At 69.5% G+C, this 12396-nt stretch carries 8 protein-coding genes; 7 read left to right on the top strand and 1 reads right to left on the bottom strand.

Going from position 1 to position 12396, the window contains the following annotated elements:
• Positions 1 to 123 precede the first annotated feature (123 nt).
• Positions 124 to 2577, bottom strand: a complete 2454-nt coding sequence (locus ACGFX9_RS28270) for a DEAD/DEAH box helicase (RefSeq protein WP_393478042.1) — start codon at positions 2575 to 2577, stop codon at positions 124 to 126.
• Positions 2578 to 2657: 80 nt separating this feature from the next.
• On the opposite strand from ACGFX9_RS28270, the gene bldG reads away from it, so the two are divergent.
• The 7 genes from bldG (at position 2658) to topA (ending at position 12390) form a co-directional block, all read left to right on the top strand.
• On the top strand, positions 2658 to 2999 hold the full coding sequence (gene bldG, locus ACGFX9_RS28265) for an anti-sigma factor antagonist BldG (protein WP_003975386.1): 342 nt from the start codon (positions 2658 to 2660) through the stop codon (positions 2997 to 2999).
• Positions 3000 to 3112: 113 nt separating this feature from the next.
• Positions 3113 to 3550: an ATP-binding protein gene (locus ACGFX9_RS28260; RefSeq protein ID WP_393478037.1), complete on the top strand. Its 438-nt coding sequence runs from the start codon at positions 3113 to 3115 to the stop codon at positions 3548 to 3550.
• A gap of 396 nt (positions 3551 to 3946) precedes the next feature.
• Complete coding sequence (locus ACGFX9_RS28255; RefSeq protein ID WP_393478032.1) at positions 3947 to 6355, top strand: sodium-translocating pyrophosphatase; 2409 nt, start codon at positions 3947 to 3949, stop codon at positions 6353 to 6355.
• A gap of 243 nt (positions 6356 to 6598) precedes the next feature.
• Positions 6599 to 7162, top strand: coding sequence for a small secreted protein (locus ACGFX9_RS28250; RefSeq protein WP_393478027.1), 564 nt, complete (start codon positions 6599 to 6601; stop codon positions 7160 to 7162).
• A 118-nt stretch (positions 7163 to 7280) separates the two neighbouring features.
• A complete protein-coding gene (locus ACGFX9_RS28245) occupies positions 7281 to 8807 on the top strand; it encodes a methyltransferase (RefSeq protein WP_393478024.1) in 1527 nt (508 codons plus the stop codon).
• A 279-nt stretch (positions 8808 to 9086) separates the two neighbouring features.
• Positions 9087 to 9284 carry a hypothetical protein gene (locus ACGFX9_RS28240; RefSeq protein ID WP_393478019.1) on the top strand — a complete coding sequence of 66 codons (198 nt, stop codon included), beginning with the start codon at positions 9087 to 9089 and terminating at the stop codon, positions 9282 to 9284.
• A 274-nt stretch (positions 9285 to 9558) separates the two neighbouring features.
• Positions 9559 to 12390, top strand: a complete 2832-nt coding sequence (topA, locus tag ACGFX9_RS28235; RefSeq protein ID WP_393478015.1) for a type I DNA topoisomerase — start codon at positions 9559 to 9561, stop codon at positions 12388 to 12390.
• The last annotated feature ends 6 nt before the right edge of the window (positions 12391 to 12396 follow it).

Raw genomic sequence — 12396 nt, 5'->3', positions numbered from 1 at the left:
GGGCCCGAGCCGGCTGCGGGCCGACGGCCTGCCGCGAGGGCGACGCGCTCTGCCGCACGGGTGCCAGGGGCCGAGCCTGCGTCGTCGTCGCCCGCAGGGGGAGGGCCCGCCGACCGGTGGATCTCAGGGGGCGGGCGCGTCCTTGAGCAGGACGGAGAGGAGGCGGACCGCACCGCGCTTGTGCAGCGGGTCGTTGCCGTTGCCGCACTTCGGGGACTGGATGCAGGACGGGCAGCCGGCCTCGCACTCGCAGGAGGCGATGGCCTGCCGGGTGGCGGTCAGCCACTCGCGGGCCGTGTGGAAGGCCCGCTCGGCGAAGCCCGCGCCGCCCGGGTGGCCGTCGTACACGAAGACGGTCGGCAGGAGCGTGTCCGGATGCAGCGGCACCGAGACGCCGCCGATGTCCCAGCGATCGCAGGTCGCGAAGAGCGGAAGCATGCCGATGGACGCGTGCTCGGCGGCGTGCAGGGCGCCGCCGAGGATCTCCGGATTGACGCGGGCGGCGTCGAGCTGGTCCTCGGTGACCGTCCACCACACGGCACGCGTACGGAGCGTACGGGGAGGGAGGTCGAGCTTCGTCTCGCCGAGCACCTCGCCGGTGATGACACGACGACGCAGGAAGGAGACGACCTGGTTGGTGACCTCGACGGAGCCGTAGCAGAGGCGGCCGGAGCCCCACGGGATCTCGGTGTCCGTCTCCAGGATGGAGATGGCCGTGGTGTCGCGGGCGGTCGTGGAGTACGGCGGACTTGCCTCCTCGACCAGGGCCACCGAATCCTCCAGGTCCAAGCGGCGCACCAGATACGTGAGGCCCTGATGGAGGTGGACCGCGCCCTCGTGCACGGTGGTGTGCGCGGCGGACGCGTCCACGGTGCCGAGCAGCCGGCCCGTGCCCTCCTCGACGATCTGGATGGGCTTTCCGCCCTCGCCGCGGATGTCGGCGAGCTCGGCGGCCCGCTCCCGGCGGGTCCAGTGCCAGGCCTTCGTGCGGCGGCGCAGCAGCTTCGCGGCCTCCAGCTGAGGGATCAGCTCCTCGGTGGCGGGGCCGAAGAGAGCCAAGTCGTCGTCCGTGAGCGGAAGTTCCGCGGCGGCCGCGCAGAGGTGGGGCGCCAGGACGTACGGATTGTCGGGGTCGAGGACCGTCGACTCCACGGGTTGCTGGAACAGCGCTTCGGGATGGTGGACGAGATACGTGTCCAGCGGGTCGTCGCGGGCGACGAGGACGGCGAGCGCGCCCTGCCCGGAGCGCCCGGCGCGGCCCGCCTGCTGCCAGAGGGAGGCACGGGTCCCCGGATAGCCGGCGATGATCACGGCGTCGAGTCCGGAGACGTCCACGCCGAGTTCGAGGGCGGTGGTGGCCGCGAGGCCGAGCAGCTCACCGGAGTGCAGGGCCCGCTCCAGGGCGCGGCGCTCCTCGGGGAGATAGCCGCCCCGGTAGGCGGCCACGCGGTGGGCCAGCGAGCGGTCGACCTCGGCGAGGCGTTCCTGGGCGATCACCGAGATCAGCTCGGCGCCGCGCCGGGACCGTACGAAGGCGACCGAGCGCACGCCCTGGACGGTCAGGTCGGTCAGCAGGTCCGCCGTCTCGGCGGTGGCGGTGCGGCGGACGGGTGCGCCCTTCTCGCCGTGGAGGTCGGTGAGCGGGGGTTCCCAGAGGGCGAAGACGAGGTCGCCGCGGGGTGAGGCGTCGTCGGCGACCTCCTTCACGGGCAGTCCGGTCAGGCGCTCCGCGGCGATGGCCGGCTCGGCGGAGGTGGCGGAGGCGAGGAGGAAGACGGGGTCGGAGCCGTAGCGGGCGCAGAGGCGGCGCAGGCGGCGCAGGACCTGGGCGACGTGGGAGCCGAAGACGCCGCGGTAGGTGTGGCACTCGTCGATGACGACGTAACGCAGGGCGCGCAGGAAGGAGGACCAGCGGGGGTGGGACGGGAGTATCCCGAGGTGGAGCATGTCGGGGTTGGTCAGGACGTAGTTGGCGTACTGACGTACCCATTCGCGTTCTTCGACGGGGGTGTCGCCGTCGTACACGGCCGGGCGGATGGCGTTGCCGAGGGGCTCCGCCAGTTCGCGTACGGCGCGGCGCTGGTCGGCGGCCAGGGCCTTCGTCGGGGCCAGATACAGCGCGGTCGCGCCGCGGCCGTTGGGCGCCTCCGAGCCGTCGAGGAGGGCCGAGAGGACGGGGGTGAGGTAGGCCAGCGACTTCCCCGACGCGGTGCCGGTGGCGACGATCACCGATTCGCCGTCCAGGGCGTGCTCGGCCGCGAGCGCCTGGTGGGCCCAGGGATGTTCGATTCCGGCCGACTGCACCGCGGCGACGACCTCGGAACGAATGCGATCAGGCCAGACTGCATATCGGGCCGCACGTGGGGGCAAGTGCTCCGTATGAGTGACGCGCGAAGCACGGCTCGGTCCCGCGGTGAGCCGGTCCAGGACCGTCCGTGGAGACGTGCGTATCGGGGCGCCCGAGGAGGGTCCTCCGGGCGAAGAAAAGTTGGCCATCTGCACCGAGTGTGTCACTGGCGGGATGGACAATGGTCCCAAGGCGTCGTGCACGCCCGCCGGTAAGTGATTGAATGCCATCGCGGCTGGCGATCCGTCCCGGGGGCTCTGCCGAGGTATCCCAAGGGATGACCGCTCGATAGCAAGGTGCTGGAGGATCCGTGGACCTGTCCCTGTCGACCCGTACCGTCGGCGATCGTACGGTCGTCGAGGTCGGTGGCGAAATCGATGTTTATACCGCGCCCAAGTTGCGCGAACAGTTGGTCGAGTTGGTGAACGACGGCAGTTTCCATCTGGTCGTCGACATGGAGGGCGTGGACTTCCTCGACTCCACCGGGCTCGGCGTGCTGGTCGGCGGCCTGAAGCGGGTGCGTGCCCATGAGGGCTCGCTGCGCCTGGTCTGCAACCAGGAGCGTATTTTGAAGATCTTCCGTATCACCGGCCTGACCAAGGTGTTCCCCATTCACACCTCGGTCGAGGAAGCGGTTGCTGCTACCGACTGAGCGTCGGAAGTCCCGGACCGGCCGTCGGCCGTGTCCCGGGGTGGCAGAACAGCAGGGGACCGGGCCCTCGGCCCGGCCCCCTGACAGCACGCGCGTATGTCCGAGGGGGATGCATGGCCACCGTTGAACTCCGCTTCAGCGCGCTGCCCGAGCACGTCAGGACCGCCCGGCTCGTAGCGGCGGCGGTCGCGCGCAGGGCCGGGGTGGACGAGGCCGTCCTCGATGAGGTCAGGCTCGCCGTCGGTGAGGCCTGCACGCGTGCCGTCGGGCTGCACCAGAGCAATGACGTCTCCGCGCCGGTGCGCGTCGCCCTGATCGAGGACGAGAAGCAGTTCTCCATCGAGGTCGGCGACGAAGCCCCCCACGCGGTTCCCGGCGACCGGGCACCCGGCTCTCGGCCGGACGGCGCCGACGATCTGGACGCCGAGGGCGAGGACGAGATGGGTCTCGCCGTCATCAGCGGGCTCGTGGACGACGTGGAAGTCACCGCCGGCGAGAACGGCGGCCTCATCCGGATGACGTGGCCGACGGCCCCGGCGACACTCGTCTGACCGGCGGACCGGCTTTTTCTTTCTTTCACCCTGCGATGCCCGTGTGACGTCCGCGTGATGTCCGCGCGATGGCCCCGTGACGCCCCTCTGCGGCGCGCGTGAGGCCCTGCGGCTCCCCAGTGGACCCCAGGCTCCCCCTTGCGCGACCCGTCCTCGACCGGGGCGGCCAGGGAACTTTTCTTCTCTGATCATTATCTTGGTAATTGCCTCAGTCATTTGCCGCACCGGCGTCAACGGTTTTGGGGCATTACCGCTTTCGGGGTCAATCTGGGCTCGCGATCATTTGCTGGGAAGCAATCTTCCGCCAATTCCGTTTGCGGCACTCTGTTTTGATCAGGTTCCGCTCCCTACAATCCGTCCACATCTTGAGCTCACCCCAGGCGTCAAGGAGGACGAATGGCGGGGCTTTCTACCCCTCAGCAGTTTGATCACCCCTCAACCTTCGCAGCCGCAGTACTGACCGACGACAATCGCCTCATCGTGATGGCCGTCGCGGCCGTCGCGGTCGCGGCGCTCGCGGTCGCCTGGGTCCTCGTACGCCAGGTGCTCGCGGCCGACGAGGGCACCGACAGCATGAAGAAGATCGCGAAGGCGATCCAGGAGGGCGCCAATGCCTATCTCGGCAGGCAGCTGCGCACTCTCGGCGTATTCGCCGTCGTGGTGTTCTTCCTGCTCATGCTGCTGCCCGCAGACGACTGGAATCAGCGTGCCGGCCGATCGATCTTCTTCTTGATCGGTGCGGTGTTCTCGGCGACCACCGGCTATATCGGCATGTGGCTCGCCGTACGCAGCAACGTTCGTGTGGCGGCAGCCGCACGAGAGGCCACTCCGGCGGAAGGTGAACCGGAAAAGGACCTCACCGCTGTTTCGCACAAGGCCATGAAGATCGCTTTCCGCACGGGCGGCGTTGTCGGCATGTTCACGGTGGGGCTCGGTCTTCTGGGCGCCTCCTGTGTGGTGCTGGTCTACGCGGCCGACGCGCCGAAGGTCCTCGAAGGCTTCGGCCTCGGGGCGGCGCTGATCGCGATGTTCATGCGTGTGGGCGGCGGCATCTTCACCAAGGCCGCCGACGTCGGCGCCGACCTGGTCGGCAAGGTCGAGCAGGGCATCCCGGAGGACGACCCGAGGAATGCCGCGACCATCGCCGACAACGTGGGCGACAACGTCGGCGACTGCGCGGGAATGGCCGCCGACCTCTTCGAGTCCTACGCGGTGACCCTGGTCGCCGCGCTGATCCTCGGCAAGGTCGCGTTCGGTGACTCCGGGCTCGCCTTCCCGCTGATCGTTCCGGCGATCGGCGTCATCACGGCGATGATCGGGATCTTCGCGGTGGCGCCACGGCGCTCCGACCGCAGCGGCATGACCGCCATCAACCGCGGGTTCTTCATCTCCGCGTTCATCTCGCTGGTGCTCGTGGCCGTGGCGGTCTTCGTCTACCTGCCGTCGTCGTACGCGGATCTGGACGGCGTCACGGACGCGACGATCGCCGGTCATGACGGCGATCCGCGGGTCCTCGCGGTCGTCGCCGTAGCGATCGGCATCGTCATGGCCGCGCTGATCCAGCAGCTCACCGGCTACTTCACGGAGACCACCCGGCGTCCGGTGCAGGACATCGGCAAGACGTCCCTCACCGGACCGGCGACCGTCGTCCTGGCCGGAATCTCCATCGGGCTCGAATCAGCCGTCTACACCGCGCTCCTGATCGGGCTCGGCGTGTACGGGGCGTTCCTGCTCGGCGGTACGTCGATCATGCTCGCCCTCTTCGCGGTGGCGCTCGCCGGAACCGGCCTGCTCACCACGGTCGGCGTGATCGTCGCCATGGACACCTTCGGTCCGGTCTCCGACAACGCGCAGGGCATCGCCGAGATGTCCGGTGACGTCGAGGGAGCCGGCGCGCAGGTGCTCACCGACCTGGACGCCGTCGGCAACACCACCAAGGCCATCACCAAGGGCATCGCCATCGCTACGGCCGTTCTCGCGGCCGCGGCGCTCTTCGGCTCGTATCGCGACGCCATCGCGGGCGCGGCCAAGGACGTCGGCGAGAAAATGGGCGACGGCGCCCCGATGAACCTGGTGATGGACATCTCGCAGCCCAACAACCTGGTCGGCCTGATCCTGGGCGCCGCGGTCGTCTTCCTCTTCTCGGGGCTCGCGATCAACGCGGTGTCGAGGTCGGCCGGAGCGGTGGTCTACGAGGTGCGGCGGCAGTTCCGCGAGCACCCCGGGATCATGGACTACACCGAGGAACCGGAGTACGGGCGCGTCGTCGACATCTGCACCAAGGACGCGCTGCGGGAGCTCACCACGCCAGGTCTGCTCGCCGTGCTCACGCCGATCGCCGTCGGCTTCTCGCTCGGTGTCGGCGCGCTCGGCTCGTTCCTGGCGGGCGCGATCGGCACGGGCACGCTGATGGCGGTCTTCCTCGCCAACTCCGGTGGCGCCTGGGACAACGCGAAGAAGCTCGTCGAGGACGGTCACCACGGCGGCAAGGGCAGTGAGGCCCACGCCGCGGTGGTCATCGGCGACACCGTCGGTGACCCGTTCAAGGACACCGCCGGGCCGGCGATCAACCCGCTGCTGAAGGTGATGAACCTGGTGGCGCTGCTCATCGCGCCCGCGGTCGTCCAGTTCAGCTACGGGGAGGACGCGAACGCCGGGGTGCGGGCGGTGATCGCGGTGCTTTCGATCCTGGTCATCGTCGGCGCGGTGTACATCTCCAAGCGCCGCGGTATCGCCGTGGGCGACGAGGAAGAAGGTGGTGCCGAGCGGGTGAGTAATTCACCCGACCCGGCGGTGGTTTCGTAACGCCGGGTCAGTCTCTGCCCAACACGTGGGCGGGCGGCGCGTTCTGACGCGTTGTCCGCCCTTCGTGCGTCCGGACTTCGTGCGTCCGGACTTCTAGTCAGGTCGCGTCCGGTGAGCCTTCTCTCGCCCTCCCAGCTTGGTGCAAATGGCTTCAATAGGGGCGGTACCGGACCCCCGGCATGCGGTTGTAGCCCAGTTGGCGTGTAAGTTCCGGGGCCGAGAGCCACGGAAGGGACCAATCCGGTGAACAAGAAGCTTGCAGCCGCACTGTCCGGCGGTGCGGTACTGGTACTGGCGCTGTCGGGCTGCAGCGACGACGGCAACGAGAAGCTGGACTCCTGGGCCAAGGACGTCTGTGACTCGGTTCAGCCGCAGTCGAAGAAGATCGCGGACGCCAACGCCGCGATCCAGAAGGAGACGTCGGACAACAGCTCGCCGGAGGACGTCCAGAAGACCGACTCCAAGGCGTTCCAGGACATGTCCGACGCCTACAAGGCGATGGGCGCGGCGGTGAAGAAGGCGGGCGCCCCGCCGGTCGACGGCGGTCAGAAGAAGACCGATGACGCGGTCAAGGAACTGAACGCCATCTCCAAGTCGTACGGGGACCTCAAGAAGAAGGTCGACGGCCTGGACACCAAGAACCAGGCGGACTTCGCGGACGGCCTCAAGAGCGTCGCGGGGGAGTTGGACAAGCTGAGCAAGAGCGGCAACAAGGCGCTGGAGAAGCTCCAGGAGGGCGAGGTGGGCAAGGCGATGGGCAAGCAGGACAGCTGCAAGTCGGCTTCCGCCACGCCTTCCGCGGCCTAGACGTTCACCCCTCTTCGCCTCGCTGCCCCGGCGCCTGGGGAAACCCCCGGCGCCGGGGCAGCGGTGCGTCCAGGTGTGCCCCACAGCCGGTGCGGCCGTATCGGGTCACAATGAGGGGGTGAGTATCGCTAGCGCCCCCCTGCCCTCGTCCGACCGCGCCGACATCTCCGCCCAGTTGCGCGAAGCCCTGCTGGCGGCCGACTTCACCGCCGACGGGCTGCTCGAACTCCTCGGGGCGCCCGCCTACACGGCGCTCGCCCGCAGCGAGACCGTGCCCGCGCTGCGGGCCACGCGGGGTGAAGGGCCGCTGGAGACGCTCGTACGGCTCTTCCTGTTGCAGCGTTCCGCACCGCACGCGCGCGTGGCGGCCGTTCTGCCGGTCGACGCCCTACTGGAGGGCGGTTGGCTGAGCGAGGCGGACGGCGAGCTGCGGGCGACCGTGGACGTACGGCCGTTCAGCGGGACGCACGGCGAGGACTGGTTCATCGTCTCCGATCTGGGGTGCGCGGTCGGTGGCGCCGGCGGCATCGGCAGCCATGACGAAGGCGTCGTCCTCGGAGTCGGCGGTGCGTCCACGACGCTCGCCGGGCTCACCGTGCGGACGCCGGTGGACAGCGCCCTGGACCTCGGCACCGGCTCCGGCATCCAGGCGCTGCACGCCGCGCAGCACGCGACCCGGGTGACCGCGACGGACCTCAACCCCCGTGCGCTGCACATCACACGGCTCACGCTCGCGCTCTCCGGCGCGCCCGAGGCGGATCTGCGGGAGGGCTCGCTCTTCGAGCCCGTGGGCGAGGAGACGTACGACCTGATCGTGTCCAATCCGCCCTTCGTGATCTCCCCCGGCGCACGGCTCACCTACCGCGACGGCGGGATGGGCGGGGACGATCTGTGCCGCTCGCTCGTTCAGCAGGCGGGGGAGCGGTTGAACGAAGGGGGGTATGCGCACTTCCTCGCCAACTGGCAGCACGTGGAAGGCGAGGAGTGGACCGAGCGGCTCCGTTCCTGGGTGCCGCGCGGGTGCGACGCGTGGATCGTGCAGCGCGAGGTGCAGGACATCACGCAGTACGCCGAGCTGTGGCTGCGGGACGCCGGGGACCACCTGATGGATCCCGAGGAGTATGCGGCGCGGTATGACGCGTGGCTCGACGAGTTCGACGCCCGTAAGACACGCGCGATCGGATTCGGGTGGATCACGCTGCGCAAGTCCGCGGCCGGGAGTGGCGCCGCCGAGCCGTCCGTGACCGTGGAGGAGTGGCCGCACCCGGTCGAGCAGCCGCTGGGAGAGACGGTGCGGGCGTTCTTCGCGAGGCAGGATTTCCTGCGGGCGCACGACGACGCCGCGTTGCTCGCCGGGCACTTCAAGCTCGCGGACGAGGTCGTGCAGGAGCAGGTGGGACTGCCGGGTGCCGAGGACCCGGAGCACGTCGTGCTGCGTCAGAACCGCGGGATGCGGCGGGCCACCAAGGTGGACACGGTGGGGGCGGGCTTCGCCGGGGTGTGCGACGGGACGCTGAGCGCCGGGCGGATCCTCGACGCGATCGCCCAACTGGTGGGGGAGGACCCGGTGTTGCTCCGGGACCGTACGCCCGCCCAGATCCGCCTCCTCGTCGAACAGGGGTTCCTGGAGCCGGTCGGGAAGTAGCGGCTCACCTCTCCGGGCGGGCCGGCCCCTCGGACCGGCTCCAGGGCGTACGGCGTGTCTCGTACGTTTCGGGGATGCCGCTCCCCCGATGTGGGTGGGATGCATGGCCGCCGCCGACCACGGGACGTACATCGAGAAGGTGGGCTGTCGCGGTGTGCCGGCTGTTGACGCGGACCGGGTCCCCTGCGTTCACCCGGGGTTCGCGCCCCGGCTTTCCGGGCGTGCAAGTTTCCCAGACCGGGGAACCCGGCCGGGGAACCCAGACGGGGAGGCAACGCCATGGAGAGTGGACCAGCGATCTTCGCGGGCACGGTGTTCGCGCTGTTCGGGGCAGGGCTGCTGCTCTGGACCGGGGCACGGGTCGCGCACCGCGCACCCGTCGCCGACGGTGTGAGCCCTGTCGCATCGGCGACGCTCGCGGCGCTCGCCGGAGCGGGTGCGCTGATGCTCGGAGTGTGGTGCTTCACTCGAATGTGACCGGGAGCGCCGGTGGCGCGCGGCGCGGGACGGGCCGTAGGCCCGGCGTCGGCGGGGCGCCGGTCGTGACGCCGGTGGTGAAACGGCAGGTCGCCACTCCGGGCGGCAGGAATGACGGTAGTCGGGTTACCGTTCGAGTGGCCGTTGCGGGCTTTTCCCGTTTGACACGGGGGCGGGATGTACCGTCACACTCCGCAGCGTCAGCGCAACGCAAGCGCACCGAGCGAGGCAGGCCGACACGGCCGCCGAGTACCGACCGGAGAGAAGAGCGAAGTTGTCCCCGACCAGCGAGACCGCAAAGGGCGGCCGCCGACTCGTCATCGTCGAGTCGCCTGCCAAGGCGAAGACGATCAAGGGTTACCTCGGCCCCGGCTACGTAGTCGAGGCGAGCGTCGGGCACATCCGCGACCTCCCCAGCGGCGCCGCGGAGGTGCCCGACAAGTACACCGGCGAGGTGCGCCGTCTCGGCGTGGACGTCGACAACGACTTCGAGCCCATCTATGTCGTCAACGCCGACAAGAAGGCACAGGTCAAGAAGCTCAAGGATCTCCTCAAGGACTCCGACGAACTCTTCCTCGCCACCGATGAGGACCGCGAGGGCGAAGCCATCGCGTGGCACCTCCTCGAGGTCCTGAAGCCCAAGGTCCCGGTCAAGCGCATGGTGTTCCACGAGATCACCAAGGCCGCGATCCAGGGCGCCGTCGCCAACCCGCGCGAGCTCAACAAGCGCATGGTCGACGCCCAGGAGACCCGCCGCATCCTCGACCGCCTCTACGGCTACGAGGTCTCGCCGGTCCTGTGGAAGAAGGTCATGCCGCGCCTGTCGGCGGGCCGTGTCCAGTCCGTGGCGACCCGTCTCGTCGTCGAGCGTGAGCGCGAGCGCATCGCCTTCCGCTCCGCCGAGTACTGGGACCTGACGGGCACCTTCGGCACCGGCCGCACCGGCGACGCCTCCGACCCCTCGCAGCTCGTCGCGCGCCTCACCACGGTCGACGGCAAGCGCATCGCGCAGGGCCGTGACTTCAACTCGGTCGGACAGCTCAAGTCCGACACGCTGCACCTGGACGAGGCGAACGCCCGCTCGCTCGCCGCCGCCCTGGAGAACACCCGGTTCGCGGTCCGCTCGGTCGAGTCCAAGCCCTACCGCCGCTCTCCCTACGCGCCGTTCCGTACGACGACGCTGCAGCAGGAGGCCAGCCGCAAGCTCGGCTTCGGCGCGAAGGCCACGATGCAGGTGGCACAGAAGCTGTACGAGAACGGCTTCATCACCTACATGCGTACGGACTCCACGACGCTGTCCGACACGGCGATCACCGCCGCCCGCGCCCAGGTCACGCAGCTGTACGGCAGCGACTACCTGCCGGACAAGCCCCGCACGTACGCCGGGAAGGTCAAGAACGCGCAGGAGGCGCACGAGGCGATCCGCCCCTCGGGCGATCGCTTCCGCACGCCCGCCGAGACCGGCCTGACCGGCGACCAGTTCCGGCTCTACGAACTGATCTGGAAGCGGACCGTCGCCTCCCAGATGAAGGACGCGGTCGGAAACTCCGTCACGGTGAAGATCGGTGGCACCGCCGCCGACGGCCGCGACGCCGAGTTCAGCGCCTCCGGCAAGACCATCACCTTCCACGGCTTCATGAAGGCGTACGTCGAGGGCGCGGACGACCCGAACGCCGAACTCGACGACCGTGAGCGCAGGCTCCCGCAGGTCAGCGAGGGTGACGCGCTGTCCGCCGATGAGATCTCCGTCGACGGTCACGCGACGAAGCCGCCGGCCCGCTACACCGAGGCCTCGCTGGTCAAGGAGCTCGAAGAGCGCGAGATCGGCCGCCCGTCGACGTACGCGTCGATCCTCGGCACGATCCTCGACCGCGGTTACGTCTTCAAGAAGGGCACGGCACTTGTGCCCTCCTTCTTGTCCTTCGCCGTAGTCAACCTCCTGGAGACGCACTTCGGGCGGCTCGTCGACTACGACTTCACGGCGCGCATGGAGGACGACCTCGACCGCATCGCGCGGGGCGAGGCGCAGGCCGTGCCGTGGCTGCGGCGCTTCTACTTCGGCGAGGGCGACGACGCGGGAGCCGCCTCCAGCGCGGGCAACGGCGACGGCGACCACCTCGGCGGGCTCAAGGAACTGGTGACCGACCTGGGCGCGATCGACGCCAGGGAGATCTCCTCCTTCCCCGTCGGCGACGGCATCGTGCTGCGGGTCGGCCGCTACGGCCCGTACATCGAGCGCGGTGAGAAGGACGCGGAGGGCCACCAGCGCGCCGACGTGCCCGACGACCTGCCGCCGGACGAGCTGACCGTCGAGTACGCCGAGGAGATCCTGGCCAAGCCGAGCGGTGACTTCGCGCTCGGCACCGACCCCGAGTCGGGCCACGAGATCATCGCCAGGGACGGCCGTTACGGCCCCTACGTCACCGAGGTGCTCCCCGAGGGCACCCCGAAGACGGGCAAGAAGGCGGTCAAGCCGCGCACGGCCTCGCTCTTCAAGTCCATGTCGCTCGATACGGTGACGCTCGCGGACGCCCTGAAGCTGATGTCCCTGCCGCGTGTGGTCGGGGCGGACGCCGAAGGCGTGGAGATCACCGCGCAGAACGGCCGTTATGGCCCGTATCTGAAGAAGGGCACGGACTCGCGGTCCCTGGAGGCCGAGGAGCAGCTCTTCAACATCACCCTCGAAGAGGCCCTCGCGATCTACGCCCAGCCCAAGCAGCGCGGGCGGGCCGCCGCCAAGCCGCCGCTGAAGGAGCTCGGCGAGGACCCGGTCAGCAAGAAGCCCGTCGTCGTCAAGGACGGCCGCTTCGGCGCGTACGTCACGGACGGCGAGACGAACGCGACGCTGCGGGCCGCCGACAGCGTCGAGGACATCACTCCTGAGCGGGGTTACGAACTGCTCGAGGAGAAGCGGGCGAAGGGTCCGGCCAAGAAGACCGCCAAGAAGGCCGCGAAGAAGGCCCCGGCCAAGAAGACCGCGGCCAAGAAGACGGTTGCCAAGAAAACGGCCGCCAAGAAGACGACGGCCGCGAAGAAGACCACTACGAAGACGGCGGCTGCCAAGAAGACAGCGGCTTCGGCCGCGCAGGCGTCCGACGCCGAGTAGGCACTT

The organism is Streptomyces sp. NPDC048436, assembly GCF_043200355.1.
Classification (GTDB): domain Bacteria; phylum Actinomycetota; class Actinomycetes; order Streptomycetales; family Streptomycetaceae; genus Streptomyces.
The sequence above is the reverse complement of the archived record's forward strand: the minus strand, read 5'-3'. Positions and strand labels throughout refer to the sequence as shown.